The sequence below is a fragment of the Nocardia sp. CY41 genome, assembly GCF_009829325.1.
Lineage (GTDB): Bacteria > Actinomycetota > Actinomycetes > Mycobacteriales > Mycobacteriaceae > Nocardia.
In genome coordinates this window covers 1-21,058 of sequence record NZ_VUOS01000022.1, presented here as the reverse complement: position 1 = coordinate 21,058, position 21,058 = coordinate 1, and the positions used below count along the sequence as shown (strand labels likewise).

The following is a 21,058-nucleotide window of genomic DNA, read 5'->3' as shown; positions in this document are numbered from 1 at the left end:
TGCGGGTCACGTTCTAGGGTAGGGCCAGGAGCGATGGTGAAGTTGAATGCGAAGGTTGTGGTGGGCTCGGTGCAGCGGTTGATGGCAACCGCGCAGAACGGCCTGGAGGTCATCCGCTTCGGCGGGCTGACCCATGACGTCGCGTCCTCGCCGTTCGAGGTCGTGGAACGCAGACGCATGTACCGGCTGCGCCATTACTTCCCCGACGACGCGACCCCCGGGCGTCCGGTGGCCTTGCTGGTCCCGCCGCTGATGGTCAACGCCGACATCTGGGATGTGAACGCCGAGGACGGCGCCGTGGGGATCCTGCACCGCGGCGGCGTCGACTGCTGGGTGGTGGACTTCGGCTCGCCCGCGAGCGAGGAGGGCGGCTGGCAGCGCGACCTCGCCGACCACGTGCTGGCCGTCAACAGCGCCATCGACACCGTCAACGAGGCCACCGGCTCCGGCGTGCACCTGATGGGCTACTCGCAGGGCGGCATGTTCGCCTATCAGACCGCCGCCTACCGCTACGGCAAGGGCGTGGACAGCATCGTCACCTTCGGCAGCCCGGTCGACATCGTCGCGGGCATGCCGTTCGGGCTGCCCTACGGCATGGTCTCCGACGTCGCGGACTTCCTGGCCGACCACGTGGTCACCCGGCTGCCGATCACCGACTCGATGGTGCGGATCGGCTTCCAACTGCTCGACCCGGTGAAGACGGCCAAGTCCAGGATCGATTTCCTGCGTCAGTTGCACGACCGGGAAGCGCTGCTGCCGAAGGAGCGGCAGCGTCGCTTCCTCAACAGCGACGGCTGGGTCGGTTACGCCGGACCGGCCGCGGCGGACCTGCTCAAGCAGTTCGTCGCGCACAACCGGCTGATGCTCGGCGGTTTCGTCATCCGCGACCACCCGATCTCGCTGGCCGAGCTGAAGTGCCCGATCCTTGCGTTCGTCGGCGAGGTCGACGACATCGGACAACCCGCCGCGGTGCGCGGCATCGTGCGGGCCGCGCCGAACGCGGAGGTCTACGAAGCGACGCTGGTCGCGGGCCACTTCGGCTTGGTGGCCGGAAGCATGGCCACCAACCACACCTGGCCGCTGGTGCGGCAGTGGGTCGAATGGATGAACGGCGACAAACCGCTGCCCGCGGAGATCGTGCCGATGGCCGAGCACGTGGCGAGCAATCGCCCTCGGTCGGCGGCGACCCGGGTGGTGCACACGGCCGCGACACTGGCGGAGGCGGGCACCGGGGTGGGCAAGGCGCTCGAGGGCATCGCGAACAACACCGTGCGGGGTTCGATCGAACTGGCAGGCGAAGCGGCGCGGGCGCTGCCCAGGCTGACCCGTCTGGGCATGATCCAGCCGCACACCCGGATATCGCTCGGCCGATTGCTCGCCGAGCAGGCGCGGCGCGCGCCGCAGCGGGACCTGTTCTTGTTCGACGACCGCGTGCACACCAACGCGGCGGTCAACGAGCGCATCGACAACGTGGTGCGCGGACTGATCTCCGTCGGCGTGCGCCCCGCCATGCGGGTCGGCGTGGTGATGGAGACCCGGCCCAGCGCGCTGGCTTCCGTCGCGGCGCTGTCGCGGCTGGGCGCGGTGGCGGTCCTGCTGGCCCCGAACAGCGATTTGAGCCGTGCGATCGAGCTGACCGGCGTGGAGACGCTGATCTCCGATCCGGAGAACCTGCGACAGGCCGCCGCGACCGGCGCCAAGGTGCTGGTGCTCGGCGGTGGCGACACGCGCGAGCTGGCGCTGCCCGTGAGCGACCGCTTGATCGACCTGGAACAGATCGATCCGGCGCGGGTGCACGTGCCCGCGTGGTACCGGCCCGACCCCGGCCTCGCTCGCGAACTGGCGTTCGTGCTCGTCACCGGCACCGGCGAGCGGCTGGAGACCAAGTACATCAGCAACCATCGCTGGGCGCTGTCCGCGTTCGGCACCGCGACCACGGCCGATCTCAACCGCAGGGACACCGTGTACTGCCTTGCGCCGCTGCACCATTCGTCCGGGCTGCTGGTCAGCCTCGGCGGGGCGGTCGCGGGCGGGAGCCGGATCGCGCTGGCCCGGTCGCTGGACCCGGAGCGCTTCGCCGAGGAGGTGCACCGCTACGGCGTCACCGTGGTCACCTACACCTGGACCATGTTGCGTGACATTCTCGACGCCGAGGTGTTCCCGGCCGGTCATCGCCACCCGATCCGGTTGTTCATCGGCTCCGGTATGCCCGCCGGACTGTGGCGGCGCACCGTCGAGCAGTTCGACCCGGCCCGCGTGCTGGAGTTCTACGCCTCGATCGAGGGCGACGTGGTGCTGGCGAATGTGGCCGGGGTGAAGCGCGGCTGCAAAGGCAGGCCGGTCCCCGGCACGGCGAAGGTGGAGCTGGTCGCGTTCGATCCGCTGACCGAACGCATCCTGGTCGACGGCTCCGGCTTCGCCCGCCGCTGCGCGGACAACGAGGTGGGCCTGTTGATCGGCAAAGCGTCCGACGGCGTCGACCTCTCCGCGGGCGGCCTGCGCGGCGTCTTCGCGGCGGGCGACTCCTGGATGCCGACGGAGAATCTGTTCCGCCGCGACAGTGACGGCGACTACTGGCTGATCGACCGCACCGACACGGTGATCCACACCCGGCGCGGGCCGGTCTTCGGCCAGCCGATGGTCGACGTGCTCAACGACGTCACCGCCGTCGACATGGAAGTCGCCTACGGGCTCAACGTCGGCGACCACTGCATAGCGGTGGCCGCGGTGAGCGTGCGCAAAGGCTTCCGCCTGGACCCCAAGGACATCACCGAGGCGTTGCGGGTACTGGATCCGGATCAGCGCCCCGACGTGGTGTACGTGGTGGACGACATCCCGCGCAGCCCGTCGTTCCGTCCGTCGTCCCGCGCGGTGCAAGCGGCCGGGCGGCCGGAGCCGGGACCGGACACCTGGTGGTACAACCGAGCTTCGGATGCCTACGAGATCCTCACCGAGGACCAGGCGCGCACGCTGTTCGGCGACTGAACGCGATACACATTGCCGAAGCGCCGGATTCACCGACCGATGGCATAGTGAGTGCCTGTGAGAACGAGCCTCATCTACCGCAACGGGACCGTCTACGAGGTTCTGATGCGCGGGTTGTACGGCAGGCACTACACGGCTCGGTATCGCGCGATCGCTGAGCTCGTGCCCGCGGGTGCGAGCGTAGTCGATCTGTGCTGCGGACCCGCGACGCTCTACACCCGCTACTTGCGCCACAAGTCGGTCGACTACACGGGGCTCGATCTGAACGAGCGTTTCGTCGCGCGCGTGAACGAAGCCGGCGGTCGGGGCAGAGTGTGGAACCTGCGTTCCGGCGACGCGCTGCCCGAGGCCGATTACGTCATCATGCAGGCCAGCCTCTATCACTTCCTGCCCGAGCCGCGCCCCCTCCTCGATCGGATGCTCACGGCGGCCACCGCACAGGTCATCGTCGCCGAGCCCGTCCGCAACTTGGCGACCAGCGACAACCCGGTCCTCGCCACGATCGGCAAACGGTTCACCGACGCGGGCGACGGCGAGCAGGCGCACCGCTTCACCGAGCAGTCGCTGGACGAGCTCTTCACGGCGTACGGCCCACGGGTAGCCCGCCGGTCGCTGATCGCGGGCGGCCGGGAGAAGCTCTACGTGCTCACCGCGTGATCAGACGGTGAACGCGGTGACCGCGTCCACCACCCGGGCCACCTGCGCGTCGGTGAGATCCGGCCAGAGCGGCAGGCGCACGACGGTCGCGGAGAACTCGGCGCTGCGGGCGCACGCGCGCGGCGTGCGGCCGAGCTTGAAGCCGGCCGGGCTGGAATCCAGCGGAATGTAGTGGAACGGCGCGGAGATGCCCTGTGCGGCCAGGTGCGCGATGAGGTCGTCGCGGCGGCGCTCGGTCGGGGTACGCAGGTAGTACAGGTGCGCGGTGTGCTCGCGATCGGAGGGCACCGACATCAGGCGCACGTCGTTGCGCCGGGCCCAGTCCGGCAGGGCGGCGGCGTAGGCGTCCCACACCCGGTGGCGTCCGGCCTGGATGGCGTCGAACTCGTCCAGCTGCGCGTCCAGCACCGCCGCGTTCAGCTCGCTCGGCAAGTAGCTGGAACCGATGTCCTGCCAGGAGTACTTGTCCACGGCTCCGCGCAGGAACCGGGCCCGGTCGGTGCCCTTCTCCCGGATGATCTCGGCGCGGGCCATCAGGATCTCATCGGTGAGCAGCAGCGCGCCGCCCTCGCCGCAGTGCACGTTCTTGGTGTCGTGGAAGCTGAGCGTGCCCATCGTGCCGATGGTGCCGAGCTTCCTGCCGCGCCAGGCGCCGCCGAGCCCGTGCGCGTTGTCCTCCACGACGGCGACGCCGTGCGCGTTGGCCAGCTCCAGCAATCCGGCCATGTCGGCGGCGACGCCCCCGTAGTGGATGGCCACCACGGCCTTCGTGCGCTCGGTGAGCACGGCCGCCACCGACTCCGGATCGAGGTTGCCGGTGGCCGGATCGATATCGGCGAAGACACAGGTCGCCCCCCGCAGCGCCATCGAGGTGGCGGTGGAGGTGAAGGCGAAACTGGGCACGATCACCTCGTCGTCGGGACCCAGCTCCAGCAGCAGGCCCGCCATTTCCAGCGCGGACGTGCAGGAGGTGGTGAGCAGGGCGTGCGGTGCGCCCGTGATCGCCTTCAGCTTCGCGGTGGCCGACGCGGTGAACTGTCCGTCGCCATGGCTGTGGTCGGAGGCCAGCACGGCCTCCAGATTCGCTAGTTCCCGGCGCGCCCGGTACGGACGGCTGAAGATGACGCGGTCAGTGCTCAACCCGGTCGGTCCCCCTGCTGGCGGTGGTGGCGGTCGGTGGCGAAATGTCGGCCGGACGCGGCGTCGGCGTCTCGACGGTGAGATAGAGGGGTTTGCCCACCAGGATGTGCAACGCGACGCCCAGGTACTCGGCGATGAGCCCGAGCGAGAACAGCACGGCGCCGGAGCACAGCAGCAGCACCACGATGGTGGAGGCCCAGCCTTCGGGTGCCCAGCCGTCCGTGGTCAGCGCTTCGAACACGACGATCGCGGCCATCACGCCACCGGCCAGCGCCAGGGTGACGCCGAGCAGGCTGACCAACCGCAGTCCGCGGGTGCCGCTGCACAGCACCATCTTCCAGAACAGGGAGAACAGGCGGCGGTAGTTGTAGCCGGACTCCTCCCTGCCTTCGGCGCGCAGCACCACCGGCGCCTGCGCGACGGCGCCGACCACCCAGGTCAGCGCGACGTCCAGGTAGACGCCGTTGGAGGCGACCTCGGCGAGCTGCCTGCCGATGTCCCCGCGGATCAGCCGGTAGCTCTCGAACCGGGTGGAATCCGGGAACGCGAACAGCGTCGCGAGGACCAGCTTGGCTCCGCGCGAGGTCAGATTGCGCAGAAATCCGTGCGGCCTGGTGTTGCTGGGCTTGGAATAGACGAGATCGGCGCGCTGTGCCAGCGCCGTGTCCAGGAACGTGCTGATGAAGCGAGGATCGTGCTGGCCGTCCTCGTCCATGGTGACGATCCAGTCACCGGCGGCGACCGACATCCCGGCGATCGTGGCGGCGTCCTGGCCGAAGTTCCGGCTGAGCCAGACGGTGCGCACCGCGGGGTAGGTCCGCTGCAGTTCCTGCAGGACCACGTCGGAGCGGTCCGGGCCGTGGTCGTGCACCAGAATGATCTCGGTGACGGTGAACGCCGTGCCGCCGGGAGTCTCGCAGGCGCGCGTGAGCTCGTGCAGCTCGGCGACCAGGCCGGCGATCGTGTCCTCACCCCGGTACACCGGCACGACCACCGACACCGTGTGCGGCCGGTCCACGCCGGGCCGTGCCGGTGCACCGTTCGTCGCGGGGGCGCCGGAACGGAGTGTGCGGGCGGGGGGAATCGGCATCAGCTGGTTCGACTTTCGATGACGGTGCGTGCCGGTACTCGTCGCAGGACTGCAGAGCCCGAACCGGTGTGGACTCTAGCACGGGGCGCAGGGCGGCTACCGGAGCAGCTGATCATGCCCTCATCTTGGTGGCGTCCGCGACCGATGCCAAGCGCAGGGCTGCCCTGTAGGGTTTGGAACTCGTGACGGACAGTGCAGTGCCCGGCTCGCGGCCGGATGTCTATTCGCGGCGAGATGTCTACCGGTGGGGGGTCATCACCGCGCTCGGAGTGATCGCGGGTTACCTCGCTGTCCTGCTCGCCAATGCCCGGCATTTCTTCACCGACGACACCGAATCCCAGTACACCTCGCTGTGGGTGGGTCTGGGCCGCGCGCTGCGCGCGGGCGAATTCCCGGTCATGGTGCCCGAGCAGTGGATGTCGGGCAACAACACCATGGACGACGCGGGCCTGTTCAACCCGCCGCAGCTGCTGATCGATCTGATCGCGCCCTCGGTGGACAACGTCGCGCTGTACGCCACCGTCGTGAAGCTGATCTTCTCGATCATCGCCGCGCTCGGCGTGTACCGCGTATGCCTCGTCTACGGCGGCAGGCCCGCCTGGTCGGCGGTGGCCGGCATCGCGCTGCCGCTGTCGGGCTTCTTCCTCTTCTTCGACGAAGCCAGCTGGATGACCGCGCTCACCGGCACCGCCTGGATGGTGCACGCCTGGGCGGCGTCGGTGCGCTATACGCGTGGTCTCGGCGGACCCATCCCGGTGTTCGTCTACCTGTACCTGACCATCTCGACGCAGTACATCTTCCCCGCGGTGGAAGCCGTGCTGATGCTGCTGGCCGTGGCGGTGGGCGAACTCGTGTACCAGCGCAAGTGGCAGCCGGTGCTGCGGCTGACGCTCGCGGCGGGCTGCGCCGGGCTCGCGGGCCTGCTGACCTTCCTGCCGTCGATGCTGTCGGCGAAGGTGACCTGGCGTGGCACCGCGCAGATCAACAACGATCAGTTCCTCACGGTGCCGTGGTCGGAGTCGCTGAACGCCAGTCTGCCCAGCTCGCTGCCCGCCTTCACGTCGTGGTGGGGTTACGTGCAGCCGCTGCCGGTCACCTACATCGCCTGGTTCCTGATCCCCGCCCTCGCGTTCATCGATTGGCGTCGCGCCCGGGAGGCGTGGCGGGAGCTGAGCGCGGTCGCGATCTTCGCGATGATGATGCTGATGTGGACCGCGGGCCCCGGTTCGGTCGGACCGCTGCGCTGGCCCGCGCGTGTGCTGCCGATGCTGGCCATCGGGCTGCTGATCCTGGTGTGCGTGCTGCTGGGGCGCTACGGCACGGTGCGGGATCCGAAGAGCCGCGGCATCGCGGCGGGCGTGCTGATCCTGCTGCTGTGGGTGCGCTCGTTCTCCGCCGACCCGCACGACGTGATCTGGCACGTGATCGCGGCGCTCGCGCTGGCGGCGCTGGTCGCGGCGGCGGTGTGGCTGGGGCGCACCAAGGGGACCGCGGCGGCGTGCGCGCTGACCATCGTCGCGATGTTCCCGATCGCGTACTTCCAGGTCGATGCCGCGCAACCGACGCCGATGTCGTGGAATCTGCCCACGAAGCGTTCGCAAGCGAAGGCGGCGTTCCCGGATTTTGCGGGCAACACCATCCAGCTGGGCGATCGCGGACTACTGCAGCCGCAGGACAAGAGCGTCGAGGGTGCGTACGGGTCGCTGGTCTTCGGCAACTACGCCCGGGGTCTCGAGCTCGACTACGTCAACGGGTACACCCCCAGCGGCCACTTCTATTTCGGTGAGCTGCTGTGCATGCGCTGGGACGGCAGCGTCTGCCCCGACGCCTACCGGCGGATGTTCGCGCCTGAACCGACCATCGGGCGGCCGCTGGTCGATCTGATGAATCTGGATCGTGTGGTGCTGCAGCGTGCGTTGTTCCCCGACGCGCCCGGCCAACCGGCGCCCGAGGGGTGGAAGTGGGCGGACTACCCCGGCCACGAGCGCTATATCGCGGTGCTGGAACGCGTGGGCGGACTCGTCTCGACGACGAACGGCCGCGTCACCGATGCCGAGAAGGTGAGCGCGACGTCGATCTCCGAAACCGACACCACCAGCCGGGTGCGCGTGTCCTCCGCCGAAGGCGGCCGGGTGGTGTTCGCCCGATTGGGCTGGCCGGGATACCGGGTCACGCTGGACGGCAAGTCGCTGCCGATCACCACGGTCGCCAAGTCCTTCATCGCCGTCGACGTCCCCGCGGGCACCCAGAACGCCGAACTCGTGCTGACCTGGCGTCCGCCCGGCTGGAAGATCGGCATCGCCGCCGCCGTGGCGGGCGTGCTCGGGCTCGGGGTGCTGCAGTGGCTGCAGGTCCGGTCCCGGCGCCGCGAGCAGCCGGAGGAGGCGGACGACGCCGAGCGCACCGAGCCGGACCGTGAGCTGGCGGACGTCGTTTCGTGAGGACGAACGCGCGTCCGGTCGCCGCGGAGGCCGCGGCCATGGGTGACGGGCCAGCGCCGGGACTCCTGGTGCGGGTGTTCCGGCGACAGGAGGTCGCGTTCGCGGTGGTCGGCGCGGGCAACACCCTGCTGGGCATCGCGCTGACCGTCGCGTGGCTGGCGGTGCTGGGCGACGCGTGGCCGCCCGCCGTCGCGGTGGTGCTTGCCTACGCCATCGGCATCGTCGTCGCCTTCGTCTTGCACCGGACGCTCGTATTCCGGGTCCGTGGCCGCCTGCTGCGCGACTTCGCGGGCTTCGTGGTGGTGAATTCCGGTGGTCTGCTGTTGAATACGGTGCTGTTGTCGCTGGCCGTCTCGGTGCTGCACCTGCCGCGGATCCCGTCGGCGGTCGTGGTGATGGGCCTGGTGGCCGTCGCCAGTTTCTTCGGCCACCGCTACATCTCGTTTCACCGTGAGCCGGAGGCCGGGACCCGAGGCGCTGCGCGATAGCGCCTTCCAGGACGGCATTCCGGCACTGGCTTGCCCGTGCGGCACCGCGTTGACGGTAGGGTCTGGGACTCGTGGCCGAACGTAGCACCTTTCCTTCCCGCGAAGTCTGGACATGGGGCGTCATCACGGCGCTCGGGGTGGTCGCGGGATACGGTGCGGTGCTAGCCGCCAACGTCCGGCATTTCTACACCGACGACACGGAATCGCAGTACGCGCCGCTATGGGTGATGCTCGGCCGGTACCTGCGTGAAGGGCGGCTGCCTGCGCTCGTCCCCGAACACTGGATGGCGGGCAACTACACCATCGAAGAAGCCGGACTGCTCAATCCGCCGCAGCTGCTGATCGATCTGATCGCGCCGTCGGTGGACAACCTCGCGTTGTACGCCACCGTGGTGAAACTGATCTTCGCCATCGTCCTCGCGCTCGGCGTCTACCGGATCTGCCTGGCCTACGGCGCGAAGGCGCCCTGGGCGGCGGTCGCGGGCGCCGCCATCCCGTTCACCGGCTGGCTGCTGTTCTTCGATGAAGCCAGCTGGATGACCGCTTTCACCGGCACCGCGTGGATGGCCCACGCGTGGGCCTCCGGCGTGCGGTACGCCCGCGGGCGCGGCGGGCCGATTCCCACCTTCGTCTTCCTTTATCTGGCCATCTCGGTGCAGTACATCTTCCCCGCGGTGGAAGCCGGTCTGATGGTGGGCGCCGTCGCTGTCGGCGAACTCGTGTATCAGAAGGCGTGGCGTCCGGCGCTGCGCCTGCTGGCGGTCGCCGCGTGTGCCGCGCTGGCCGGGTTGGCGACCTACCTGCCGAGCATGCTGTCGGCGAAGGTGACCTGGCGTGGCACCGCGCAGATCAACAACGATCAGTTCCTCACCGTGCCGTGGTCGGAGTCGCTGAACGCCAGTCTGCCCAGCACGCTGCCCGCGTTCAGCTCCTGGTGGGGCTACGTGCAGCCGATGCCGGTGGTCTACATCGCCTGGTTCCTGGTTCCGGCGCTGGCCTTCGTCGACTGGCGCAAGGCGCTCGGCGCGGCGCGCGAACTCGTCGCGCCCGCGCTGTTCGCGGTGATGGCGTTGATGTGGACGGCCGGTCCCGGCGCTGTCGGCCCGTTGCGCTGGCCTGCGCGGGTGCTCCCGATGGTGGCTTTGGGCCTGCTGGTGCTGGTGTGCGTGCTGCTGGGCCGCTTCGCCACCGTCCAGGACTGGCGGCGGCGTGGCGTCGCGGCCGCGGTGCTCATCGGTCTGTTGTGGGCGCGTTCCTTCTCGGCCGCGCCCCACGAGGTGATCCGGCATGTCGTCGCGGCGCTGGGTGTGGCCGCGCTCGGCGCCGCCGCCGTCCGGCTCGGGCGCAGCCGTGGCGCGGCCGCCGCGTGTGCGCTGATCGTCGTTTCGGTATTCCCGATCGCGTATCTGCAGGTATGGGCGGCGCAACCGACTCCGATGGGCTGGAATCTCCCGGAGAACCGGTCGGAGATGAAGGCAGCGTTCCCCGATTTTCCCGGCACCACGCTGCAACTGGCGGACCGCATGCTGATTCCGCCTGCGGAACGCACCCTTTCCGGCGCGTACGGATCGCTGGTCTTCGGCAACTACGCCAAGGATCTCGAGCTGACCTACGTCAGCGGGTACACCCCCAACGGCCACTACTGGTTCGGCGAGACGTTGTGCATGCGCTGGGACACCAGCGTCTGCCCCGATGCCTACCGGCGTGCGTTCGGCACCGAACCGACTACCGGCCGGACCATCGTCGATCTGATGAAGGTCGACCGGGTCGTGCTGCAGCGCGCTCTCTACCCGGACGCGCGCGACCAATCCGCGCCGTCCGGCTGGAGATGGGTCGACTACCCGGGGCACGAGAAGTACATCTCCGTGCTCGAACGCGTCGACGGTCCGATCTCGGGCCGGGACGGCCGGATCGCGGCCACCCAGGGCGTGACGGCCACGTCGGTCGCCGAATCGGACACGACCAGCCGGGTGCGGGTGAGCTCCCCGGAAGGCGGGCGGATCGTGTTCGCCCGGCTCGGCTGGCCCGGGTACCGGGTGACCATCGACGGCCGAGCGATCCCTTCCGCGCTGGTCGCCAAAACCTTTGTGGCCGTCGATGTTCCGGCTGGTACGTCCGGTGAGCTGGTGCTGTCCTGGCAACCGCCGGGCTGGCGGATCGGCGTCGCCGCGGCCCTGGTCGGGCTGCTCGGCGTCGGTGTGCTGGAGTGGGCCTACCTGCGCGGCAGGCGGCGGCTCGACGGGTCGGCCGAAGCGAGTGACGCGCCGTCGCCGCGCGACACGGCCGCGACCCCGGACACCCATTTGGCCGACGCCGTCCGATGAGCGCGGGCGCGGCGGATCGACCGGGTGCGCCGGCTGTCCGGCGGTCCGATGCCGGGAGCCCGGGTGCGGCCCGGGCCTTCGAGACGGATGCCGAAGGCGTGGAGCCCGCGGCGCTTCCCGCCGACCCCGGCCCGCTGCTGCGCATGGTGCATCGCCAGGAGATCGCGTTCGCGATCGTCGGCATGGTGAACACCGGCCTGGGCATGGCCCTGACGGTGCTGTGGTTGGCGGTGCTCGGCAACCGGGCGCCCGCCGCGCTCGCACCCGCCCTGGCCTACAGCATCAGCGTGGTCGTGGCGTTCGTCCTGCACCGAACCCTAGTGTTCCGGGTGCGCGGGCGCCTGGTGCGGGATTTCCTCGCGTTCGTCGCGGTGAATTCCGGCGGCTTGGCGCTCAACATGGTGTTGCTCCAGCTGGGGGTCTCGCTACTGCATCTGCCGAGCATCCCGTCGGCGGTCGCGGTGATGGCGCTGGTGGCGGGCGCGAGCTTCTTCGGTCATCGCCACATCTCGTTCCGCCGGACACCCGCGGTCGATACGGACGGTTCTCGGACCGGCCCGGCCGGAAGGTAGGTTTCTCGTATGCCTGAGCACACCTTGGATGCCACATTGCTGAGCCTGTTGGCCTGCCCGCAGGACAAAGGCCCGCTGCGCCTGGTCCGTGCCGCCGACGGCAGCGCGCTGCTCTACAACCCGCGCCTGCGCCGGGCATACCCGATCGAGAACGGCATCCCGGTCCTGCTCGTCGACGAAGCCAGGGATGTCACCGACGCCGAGCACGACGCGTTCACCGCGCAGGCCGACGCCTGACCCACCGCCCTGCCGTCCGGCTTCGCTCACGACTCGCCCGTCGCCCGGCAACGGATCCGTCACGGTCGTTTTGCGTCCATTGACCGTTCCGAACCGGCTCCGCCATGATCATTTGCACCTCGGAACGGTCCGCTCGCTCAAGCGAAGGGGTGACGCGGCCGGTCGGACGAGCGGCACGAGTGGCGATGGGAGAGAGGTCGGGAACGTAATGAGCGATACGCGTTTACGTAACTGGACAGCTCGATGTGCGATTGCCTTCGGAGTCGCGGCGGCGGGATTCACCATGGCGGTGCCCGCCCAGGCCGAACCGCTCTGGCCCGGTGGCCCGGACATCCCCGGTATGCCCGCGTTGATTCCGCCCCCGCCTCCCGTCGCGCCGTGCTCCACGGCGGCCCGTGCGTGCATGCGGCTGTCCACCGACGAGGCCTGGCTGATGGACGAGGGCAAGGTGGTCTACGGCCCCACGCCGATTTCGCACGGAATGCCTGGATACGAGACGCCGCCCGGGGTTTTCCACGTGTCGTTCAAGAAAGAGTTCCACTGGAGCACGATGCACAACGCTCCGATGCCGTACGCGACCTTCTTCAACGGTGACATCGCCTTCCACGTCGGCCCGATCGAAAAGAAGTCGCACGGCTGCGTCCGGATGACCCACGAGGGAGCCAAGGCGTTCTACGAGTACCTGTGGCCTGGTGACGTCGTCGAAGTCGTGGAGTAACGGCCCCGGCGCGCCACGGTGAGCGGCGCGGTCAGCGGGGTGTCGACTCCGCGCCGATGTCGCCGGTCAGATAGCGCTGCAGCGTCGGGCCCACCGCCGCGACCAGGTCGGCGGCGGGCATCGAGGCCAGGGGTTCCACCCCGACGATCTTGCGTCCCACCAGCACGCCGATCATCTGGGACGCGACCAGGCCGATCCGGACCCGGCCGTCGTCCTGCGGGGTGGCGATGCGCACGCGGACGCGTTCCAGAACGACCTCCAACAGAAACCTCCTGGCCAGGGACGGGTCGTCGTTGCCTGCCAGGATGCTGCGCACCACGGCGACCACACCCGGCCCTGCGGGCGAATCCCACACCCCGAGCACCGCACGAATGATGGTCTCGCCCAAGTTGTCCAACGGCGCGGCCTCGATGGTGCGCAGTGTCGCCTCGGGGTCCACCGGGAAGTCCACCACTGCGGCGAAGAGCTGCTGTTTGGTGCCGAAGTAGTGGTGCACCAGCGCAGGATCCACCCCGGCGTCGGTGGCGACGGCGCGCACCGACGTCTTGTCGAAGCCCACGTCGGCGAAACGCGCGCGGGCGGCCGCGAGGATGGCCTCGCGGGCGCCGGATTGCCCCGGTCGGCGGCCCGTGCGGGCAGGCCGCTCGGCGCCGCCGGAACCATGGCCTGCCGTCATGTGGTCCGCCGTCGTAGCGTGGCCGCGCCCAGGCACAAGGCGACGATCGCGAATCCGGCGACGATGGCCAGATCGCGCCACATCTCGCCGGTGACCTCCGGATGCGTCGAAACTTGTTGCAGCGCGTCGACCGCGTAGCTCAGCGGCATCACGTTGCTGATCACCTCCAGCCAATCGGGCAGCTGGCCGCGGGGAACGAGTAAGCCGCACAGGAAGATTTGCGGCGCGACCACGACCGGCATGAACTGTACGGCCTGGAATTCGGTGCGCGCGAAGGCGCTTGCCAGCAGCCCCAGCGCCACACCGCACACCGCGTCGATCACCGCGATCAGCACCACCCAGCTCGGGCTGCCCGCCGCGTCGAGCCCGAGCAAGCCGAACGAAACCAGGCAGGCGACGACCGCCTGCGCGGCGGCGGCCAGCGAGAACGCGGTGCCGTATCCGGCGAGCAGGTCGAGTTTCGTCAGCGGCGTGGACAGCAGCCGCTCCAGCGTGCCGGAGGTCCGCTCGCGTTGCATGGCGATCGCGGTGATCAGGAACATCACGATGAACGGCAGGATGCCCAGCATGCTGATGCCCACCCGATCGAACAGCGAGACCGGGTTCAGCGGATTGGTCGGCGTGTCCTTGTAGATGAAATACAGCAGCGCCATCAGCAGTGCGGGGACCACGAGGATCATCGCGACGGTGCGGTGGTCGTTGCGCAGCTGCCGCAGGATGCGGCCGGTGGTCGCGGCGTAGGGGCGCACCGTCGGCGTCCGCCGGGGCGCGGCTTCGGAGAGGGCGGTCATGCGTTCTGTCCCATCGTGATCAGGGTGAGGAAGGCGGTCTCGAGGTTCTGCTCACCGGTCTGCGTGCGCAGTTCGTCGGGACTGAGCTGGGCGAGCAACTGCCCCTCGCGCATCAGCAGCAGCCGGTCGCAGTGCTCGGCCTCGTCCATGACGTGACTGGACACCAGCAGCGTGGTCCCGTTCGCGGCCAGCTCGTGGAACTGCTTCCACAATTCGACGCGCAGCACCGGATCCAGGCCGACCGTCGGCTCGTCCAGCACCAGCAGTTGCGGCTGGGCGACCAGCGCGCAGGCCAGGGACGCGCGGGTCTTCTGCCCGCCGGACAGCTCGTCACCGCGCTGCTGGGCGTGGTCGGTCAGGCCGACCGCCGTGATCGCGTCGTCGACGTCGGCGCGGTCGCGGCCGTAGAGCGCGGCGAAGTACGCGACGTTCTCGCGGACGCTGATGTCGTTGTAGATGCTCGGCGCCTGGGTGACATAGCCGATCAGGTGGCGCAGGGCGGCCGAGCCCGCCGGGCGCCCGAGTGCGCTGACATCGCCCGATTCGATGATCTGAGTGCCGACGATGGCACGCATCAGCGTGGTCTTGCCGCATCCGGACGGGCCGAGCAGGCCGGTGATCGATCCGCGCGGGATGGTGAGCGAGACGTCGTGCAGTACTTCGCGGCCGCCGCGGTGGACCCGCAGATTCTTCACCTCGACGGCGGGGGATGGGGTGGCTTGCGACACGGTCGCCTCAATTCATCGAGTGTTGAATTCACTATGCGATGAATTTAGCGCGCCCGCGCGGAACAGGCAAGAGCGATGTGCGCGGAATCAGTGGCCGTGGTGCGCGGGTGGCGTTCCCGGGGTCTGTCCGGGCTCCACGACCACGAATTGGCCCATCATTCCGAGGTCCTCGTGCCAGAGCAGATGACAGTGGTACATGTACGGGGCGTCCGGATCGGCCGGGCCGTCGAACCGCATGGCCAGTCGCACCGTGCCGTTCGGCGGCAGGAAAACGGTGTCCTTCGGACCGGTCGATGCCGCGGGCACCGGGCCGTCGTCCACCGCGAGCACACGGAATTGCACGTCGTGGATGTGGAAGTTGTGCGGCATGCCGTCGTTGTTGCGCACCACCCAGATCTCCGTGGCGCCGCGCGTGACCGCGAAATCGATGCGATCCATGGCCATCGGGGTGCCGTTGATCCCGGCCAGATTCAGGTCGAATTGCCGTTCCCGGACCGCGTCACCGCCGTCCGGCGGCGCGGACGAGGCCAAGAGCGCGGGCAGTTCCGGTGACGGCCGCAGCGTATCGGCCGCGCGTAATTCGAGGACGTCGAAGGTGTCGTCGCCGCCGGCGAAACGCTGGGTCCAGAAGTCGAGTCCGGCGTCGAGTTCGCCGCTGCGGAGCACGGTGCGCTCGCCCGGCCGCATCCGCACCACGATCTCGGCCCGCTCACCCGGCGACAGCCGCAACCGATCCTGCGTGCTCGGTCGTTCCAGCAGGCCGCCGTCGGTGGCGACGAGCGCGAACGGTCGCCCGCCGGCGAATTCGAAGGTGTAGACCCGTGCGGTGGATGCGTTGAGCAGGCGCAGCCGGACCAGCTCGTCGCCGACGTTCCGGTACGGCGCGAACGTTCCGTTGACCATGGTCCGATCGCCGAGGAACCCGACGTCGCGGAATATCTCATGCGCGGAGTCGAAGGCCGCGCCGTCGAATTTCACGTCCTGCACGATCACCGGCAGGTCGTCCACGCCGTAATGCGAGGGAAGGGCGAGCGTGCTGGACACGTCGTCGTCGAGCAGGAAAATGCCCGCCAGTCCCCGGCGCACGTGGGCTTCGGTCGCGCCGTGCGGATGGGGGTGGTACCACAGCGTCGCGGCGGGTTGGTCGACGGTCCATTGCGGCGTCCAAGTGGTGCCGGGCGCCACCATCTGGTGCGGCCCGCCGTCCATCGCCGCGGGCAGGTGCATGCCGTGCCAGTGCACGGTGGAAGCCTCCGGCAGCGTGTTGCGCACGGTGACCGCTACCGTCTCCCCGCGCCGCGCCCGCAGCGTCGGACCGAGGTAGTCGCCGTTGAACCCCCAGGTCGGCGTGGCGCGGCCGGGGAGGAATTCGCGCTGCCCGGCGCGCATGTCGAGTTCGAACGTGCGCGTGCCGTCGGCGCCGACCCGCGACGGAGCCAGCGGAGGGATGGCGAGTTCGTTCCGGAATTCCGTCTCGCCGACGGTGGATACGACCGCACCGGCGTATATCCAGGCGACGCCGCCGATGATCAGGATCGGCAAGGTCGCGAGGCAGACGACAACCACGAGCAGCCGCCTGCGCGGCCGGGCATCCGAAGACATGGACCGACGGTAGAAATCCGCACTCCCGCACCACATCCGGAACCATCCCGATTTCCTCCCCGATACGCCCCCGAGGCCGGTGGCGTGACCTTTCGGGGTGTGCCGGCAGTCGAACCATCGGCGCCCTCGGTCCATCTCCTGCCGAATGGAACAGACTGGCCGGTCTTCCAGCGGCGCGGCGACGGCCGTTCTAGGCTCCCAGCCGTGACCAACCAGAGCGCCCTGTCCGCCGACGGCGGCCAGGTGCGGGCCTCGACGCTCGAACTGTTCTTCGATCTCGTCTTCGTCCTCACCATCACTCAGCTGTCGCACGTCTACACACACCATCCGGGCTGGCAGGCGCTCGCCCAGGTGGCGCTGTTGTTCGGGTTGATCTGGTGGATGTACTCCGGCTACGTCTGGCTCACCAACGAGGTCGCGCCGAACAGCACGACCCGGCGCACCTGGCTGCTGGTCGGCATGTTCGCGTTCTTCGTGCTGGCCCTGGCGATCCCCGACGCGTTCCACGGCACCGGCATCGCCTTCGGGTTCGGATACGTCCTGGTCAACGCCGTGCACACCGCGCTGTTCGCCTCGGCGGGCGGCGCATCGGCGACGAACGCCATCCGGCGGATCGGTCCACTGAACGCGGTGGCCGCCGCCCTCGTGCTGGCGGGCGGATTCGTGCACGGCTGGGCGCAGTACGCGTGCTGGGGGACCGCCTTCGTGGTCCAGGTGATCAGCCCCTACCTCGTCGACACCGGGGACTTCGTGGTCCGCGCCAGTCACTTCTGCGAGCGCCACGGCCTGGTCGTGATCGTCGCGATCGGCGAATCCATCGTCGCCATCGGCGCCGGTCTGGCCGGTGAACAGATCACCGTGCAGCTCATCGCCACCGTGGGGCTGGGCCTCGGCCTGGCCTACGTCCTGTGGTGGGCGTACTTCGGCGTCGACGACGAGCGAGGGGAGCACGCCCTGGCCGCGGTGCCGGACCGGGAACGCTCCCGGCCTGCCGTGCTGGCCTACGGCTATGCCCTGTACCCGTTGCTGGTCGGCGTCATCGTGGCCGCGGCGGGCATCCAGATGAGCATCGCCCACGGTCACGAAGCGACCTCGGTCGCCGTGGCCGCGGCGCTCTCCGGCGGCGTCGCGCTGTACTTCCTCGGCCAGTTCTCGTTCCGTCTCGTCCTGCGACTGCCGCGCCCCTGGGCACGCCTGCTCGCGGCGCTCGCGGTCGCGGCGACCACGCCGATCGGCGTCTACTGGGTGTCCTGGGCGCAATTGGCCGCGATCGTCGTCGTGGGCTACGTCGCCGTGATCGCCGACGATCTGCTCACCCTGCGGTCCGGCGAGCACAGCGCGTACTTCTGACCGCGTTCGGTCGATGTACCGATAGCGAGATCGAACACGAATGCGTCGTACGTCGGTGTGGCTTCTCGTGGCGCTACCGGTCATGCCGACAGCAAAAGGGCGACCACGGGTGTGGCGTACCTCGGTGTCGCTTCTCGTGGCGCGACCGGCCACGCCGAAAGGGGAGCGGTCGCCGAGCGGCTGGGCGAACCCTTGTCGTAGCCGTCGAGGAGAATGGCGGCTGTGTGTGCCCACTCTGTCGAGGAACTTGCCGTCGAACCGCCGGCCGCCGCCCGGCGCTTGCTCGGGGCGACCTTGTGGTCGGGTCCGGTCGGTGTGCGGATCGTCGAAGTAGAGGCCTACGGGGGAGACCCGGCGGGGCCGTGGCCCGATCCGGCTTCGCATTCCGGTCGCGGGCGGACCAAGCGCAATGACGTGATGTTCGGCCCGGCCGGTGTGCTGTACGTCTATCTCAGCTACGGCATGCACACCTGCATCAATGTGACGAGCGGGCCGGACGGAGTCGCCAGTGCTGCGCTGATCCGCTCCGGCGAGGTCATCGAGGGCCTCGAAGCAGTGCGCGCGCGGCGGCCGGGGGCTCGATCCGATCTCGACTTGGCCCGGGGCCCTGGCAATCTCGGCAGCGCGCTGGGAATCACTTTGAACGACTACGGAACTCGCCTGTTCGACCCGTCGTCATCGATCCGGCTGGAGCTGCGCAGTCCGGTGCGGACGGCCGAGATCGCGAGCGGTCCGCGGGTCGGCGTCAGCAGCGCGGCGGATGTGCCGTGGCGTTTCTGGCTGCCGGAGTCGCGAGCGGTGTCGGTCTACCGGCGCAGCCCGCGTGCTCCGCTGCCCGCGACGAAGTCGGCCTGACGAGGCGGAGGAAGTTCCGCCGCCGCTCGACGTGCGCGGCGGCTCGTCCCATCGGAGGAACGTGCCATCGACCCGGCGCGATCGAGCTGAAGGACAGAGGGATGACCGCCATCGCCGGAAACGCATCGCAGTAGTTCGTCCGGGCAAGGTGCTCGATCGCACCCTGTGGCCTCTCTGCGGTGGAGAAACGCTGTCGAGCTGACCGCACGTGCAACGCGGACGGCCGGTGGACTTCGGTCACCGGCGTTGGGGCGATCCGCAGACACCTGGGCCGTTCGGATCGGTGCGCCTGCCGAGCACTCGTGGAGGTCGTGCGCCGCGCTCGCTGGTCGGCGCTCGGTCGTATCGAACCCGGGCGAGCTCATGGCCCGCGACCAGCCCAGCCGGGGCCGCCACCGGTGACCGAGGTTCTCGTTCACCGGCGAACTTCGGCTCGCGCGACAGTGCCCCGACGTCCTGATCGCTGCTGTGCCGCTCGTAGGCAGCCTTGCGCCGTCTCGACAGCGGTACTCGACCGCGATCGCCCCCCGTGTCGACTGTGCGAACGATTCCCGCCGACATCGCGGACCGACTCGCCGAAATCGTTCGACCCACCCGCACCGCACCGTGACACTGAGGTGCACACGAGGCCCCGGACCTCGTGCGGAAAGATAGGACATCGTGAGCGGCGACATCATCGACGAACTGACCTGGCGCGGTCTGATCGCGCAGTCCACCGACCTGGATGCCTTGCGTGCGGCGGCGGCCGCCGGGCCGCTGACCTTGTATGCCGGTTTCGATCCCACCGCGGCCAGCTTGCACGCCGGTCACCTGGTGCCGTTGCTCGCGCTGAAACGGTTCCAGCGCGCCGGCCACCGCCCGATCGTGCTGGCCGGTGGGGCCACCGGCCTCATCGGCGACCCGCGCGACGTCGGCGAACGGACCATGAACTCCACCGACACGGTCGCGAGCTGGGCCGATCGCATTCGCTCCCAGCTGGAGCGCTTCGTGGACCTGGACGACTCGCCGACCGGAGCGGTCATCGCGAACAACATGGACTGGACCGGCCCGCTGAGCGCCGTCGACTTCCTGCGCGATGTCGGCAAGCACTTCTCGGTGAACGTCATGCTGGCGCGCGACACCGTCAAGCGGCGCCTGGACGGCGAGGGCATCTCCTACACCGAGTTCAGCTACATGCTGCTGCAGGCCAACGACTACCTGCAGTTGCGCCGCAAGTACGGCTGCACCCTGCAGGTCGGCGGCTCCGACCAGTGGGGCAACATCATCGCGGGGGTCGAACTCAACCGCCGGGTGGACGGCGCGTCCGTGCATGCCCTGACCGTTCCCCTGGTGACCTCCGCGGACGGCAAGAAGTTCGGCAAGTCCACCGGCGGCGGCAGCCTGTGGCTCGATCCCGAGATGACCAGCCCATACGCCTGGTACCAGTACTTCGTGAACACGGCGGACGCCGACGTGGTGCGCTACCTGCGCTGGTTCACCTTCTTGTCGCGCGCGGAACTCGACGAGCTCGAGCGCGCGACCGCGGAGCGCCCGCACGCCAGGGAAGCGCAGCGCAGGCTCGCCGCCGAGATGACCACCTTGGTGCACGGGGAGTCCCACACCCGCGCGGTCCAGTTGGCCAGTCAGGCGCTGTTCGGTCGCGGCGAACTGCGCGAGCTCGACGAGGCGACCCTCGGCGCGGCGTTGCGCGAAGCGGCGATCGACGGTGAGGTCGCGCAGATCAAGGCCGGCGAGCCGAACACCATCGTGGACCTGCTCGTCGCGACCGGCCTGTCCGAGAGCCGCGGCGCCGCCAGGCGCGCGGTGAACGAAGGTGGCGCCGCGGTGAACAACGTGAAGATCTCCGATATCGAGTGGACCCCGGAAGACGCCGACTACCTGCACGGACGCTGGCTGGTGCTGCGGCGCGGCAAGAAGAACCTCGCCGGGGTGCTGCGGGCAGGCGTGTGACGATCGCGGTGGCTTGAATCACATCCGTGTGATTCAAGCCGGCCTTCACAGCGATCGCGGGCCTCTGACCAGCGGAAACGCCGGGTGGTCCAGGCGATTTGACGTAGCGTTTTCCGCCGCGTAACTTAGTCCAAGTCAGAGCGACACGGACACCAACCCGGAGCCGAAGCGAGGCGGAGACGCCAAGCGGGACCGGGAAACGAGGTAGGACGAGGAGCGCCTGGTAGCCCAGTCCAACGCGGATCTTCCGATAGTCTTGACTTCGGTTGACTGCTTGGTTAGACTGGGAAAGTTGCCTCACGGAAGGTCTGGTCGATACTGGCCCGGATGTGTGTGCGTGTGTTCTTTGAGAACTCAATAGTGTGTCGATGAATGTCAGTGCCAAATATTATTTTGGTTCCGGCTCTTCCGCTCCCCGTGTGGAGGGTCGGACATTTTTTGTCAGCTAATTTTC

General features: G+C 69.0%; 17 protein-coding genes. 11 read left to right on the top strand and 6 right to left on the bottom strand.

Annotation, left to right across the window (positions count from 1 at the left end):
* Nucleotides 1–33 precede the first annotated feature (33 nt).
* The gene (locus GVY64_RS23990; RefSeq protein WP_159845520.1) at nt 34–2,985 is read left to right on the top strand and encodes an acyl-CoA synthetase; all 2,952 of its coding nucleotides are present in this window, start codon (nt 34–36) and stop codon (nt 2,983–2,985) included.
* Nucleotides 2,986–3,042: 57 nt separating this feature from the next.
* Entirely contained in the window at nt 3,043–3,642 is a 600-nt protein-coding gene (locus tag GVY64_RS23985; protein WP_159845517.1) for a class I SAM-dependent methyltransferase, read from the top strand.
* Here GVY64_RS23985 and rffA read toward each other — a convergent pair whose 3' ends face one another.
* Together rffA and GVY64_RS23975 are read right to left on the bottom strand one after the other, a co-directional pair.
* Nucleotides 3,643–4,782, bottom strand: coding sequence for a dTDP-4-amino-4,6-dideoxygalactose transaminase (rffA, locus tag GVY64_RS23980; RefSeq protein ID WP_159845515.1), 1,140 nt, complete (start codon nt 4,780–4,782; stop codon nt 3,643–3,645).
* Complete coding sequence (locus GVY64_RS23975; RefSeq protein WP_159845512.1) at nt 4,772–5,872, bottom strand: glycosyltransferase family 2 protein; 1,101 nt, start codon at nt 5,870–5,872, stop codon at nt 4,772–4,774. Before GVY64_RS23975 ends, rffA begins: the two co-directional genes overlap by 11 nt.
* A gap of 269 nt (nt 5,873–6,141) precedes the next feature.
* Between GVY64_RS23975 and GVY64_RS23970 the strand changes: the two genes are divergently transcribed.
* The 6 genes from GVY64_RS23970 (at nt 6,142) to GVY64_RS23945 (ending at nt 12,652) form a co-directional block, all read left to right on the top strand.
* Complete coding sequence (locus tag GVY64_RS23970; protein WP_236567147.1) at nt 6,142–8,313, top strand: YfhO family protein; 2,172 nt, start codon at nt 6,142–6,144, stop codon at nt 8,311–8,313.
* On the top strand, nt 8,310–8,801 hold the full coding sequence (locus GVY64_RS23965; RefSeq protein ID WP_236567115.1) for a GtrA family protein: 492 nt from the start codon (nt 8,310–8,312) through the stop codon (nt 8,799–8,801). The genes GVY64_RS23970 and GVY64_RS23965 overlap by 4 nt, the downstream gene beginning before the upstream one ends.
* A 71-nt stretch (nt 8,802–8,872) precedes the next feature.
* Nucleotides 8,873–11,125 carry a hypothetical protein gene (locus GVY64_RS23960; RefSeq protein ID WP_159845509.1) on the top strand — a complete coding sequence of 751 codons (2,253 nt, stop codon included), beginning with the start codon at nt 8,873–8,875 and terminating at the stop codon, nt 11,123–11,125.
* A 98-nt stretch (nt 11,126–11,223) separates the two neighbouring features.
* The gene (locus tag GVY64_RS23955; protein WP_328820997.1) at nt 11,224–11,697 is read left to right on the top strand and encodes a GtrA family protein; all 474 of its coding nucleotides are present in this window, start codon (nt 11,224–11,226) and stop codon (nt 11,695–11,697) included.
* A gap of 9 nt (nt 11,698–11,706) precedes the next feature.
* Nucleotides 11,707–11,934 (top strand): Trm112 family protein, encoded by a 228-nt coding sequence (locus GVY64_RS23950; RefSeq protein ID WP_159845503.1) that lies wholly within the window; start codon nt 11,707–11,709, stop codon nt 11,932–11,934.
* A 283-nt stretch (nt 11,935–12,217) separates the two neighbouring features.
* Complete coding sequence (locus tag GVY64_RS23945; RefSeq protein ID WP_228830084.1) at nt 12,218–12,652, top strand: L,D-transpeptidase; 435 nt, start codon at nt 12,218–12,220, stop codon at nt 12,650–12,652.
* A 31-nt stretch (nt 12,653–12,683) separates the two neighbouring features.
* Here the strand turns inward: GVY64_RS23945 and GVY64_RS23940 are convergent, their stop codons facing one another.
* From GVY64_RS23940 to GVY64_RS23925, 4 genes are all read right to left on the bottom strand, one after another.
* The gene (locus tag GVY64_RS23940; protein ID WP_159845497.1) at nt 12,684–13,328 is read right to left on the bottom strand and encodes a TetR/AcrR family transcriptional regulator; all 645 of its coding nucleotides are present in this window, start codon (nt 13,326–13,328) and stop codon (nt 12,684–12,686) included.
* Complete coding sequence (locus GVY64_RS23935) at nt 13,325–14,119, bottom strand: ABC transporter permease (protein ID WP_159845494.1); 795 nt, start codon at nt 14,117–14,119, stop codon at nt 13,325–13,327. The genes GVY64_RS23940 and GVY64_RS23935 overlap by 4 nt, the downstream gene beginning before the upstream one ends.
* Complete coding sequence (locus GVY64_RS23930; protein WP_159845491.1) at nt 14,116–14,847, bottom strand: ABC transporter ATP-binding protein; 732 nt, start codon at nt 14,845–14,847, stop codon at nt 14,116–14,118. Before GVY64_RS23930 ends, GVY64_RS23935 begins: the two co-directional genes overlap by 4 nt.
* An 87-nt stretch (nt 14,848–14,934) precedes the next feature.
* On the bottom strand, nt 14,935–16,449 hold the full coding sequence (locus GVY64_RS23925; RefSeq protein ID WP_159845488.1) for a multicopper oxidase family protein: 1,515 nt from the start codon (nt 16,447–16,449) through the stop codon (nt 14,935–14,937).
* 204 nt (nt 16,450–16,653) lie between these two features.
* Here GVY64_RS23925 and GVY64_RS23920 point away from each other — a divergent pair, with 204 nt between their 5' ends.
* The 3 genes from GVY64_RS23920 to tyrS all read left to right on the top strand — a co-directional run bounded on the left by GVY64_RS23920 (nt 16,654) and on the right by tyrS (nt 20,604).
* A complete protein-coding gene (locus tag GVY64_RS23920) occupies nt 16,654–17,799 on the top strand; it encodes a low temperature requirement protein A (protein WP_159845481.1) in 1,146 nt (381 codons plus the stop codon).
* A gap of 213 nt (nt 17,800–18,012) precedes the next feature.
* On the top strand, nt 18,013–18,654 hold the full coding sequence (locus GVY64_RS23915) for a DNA-3-methyladenine glycosylase (RefSeq protein WP_159845478.1): 642 nt from the start codon (nt 18,013–18,015) through the stop codon (nt 18,652–18,654).
* Between the two features lie 660 nt (nt 18,655–19,314).
* Nucleotides 19,315–20,604, top strand: a complete 1,290-nt coding sequence (gene tyrS, locus GVY64_RS23910; RefSeq protein WP_159845475.1) for a tyrosine--tRNA ligase — start codon at nt 19,315–19,317, stop codon at nt 20,602–20,604.
* The last annotated feature ends 454 nt before the right edge of the window (nt 20,605–21,058 follow it).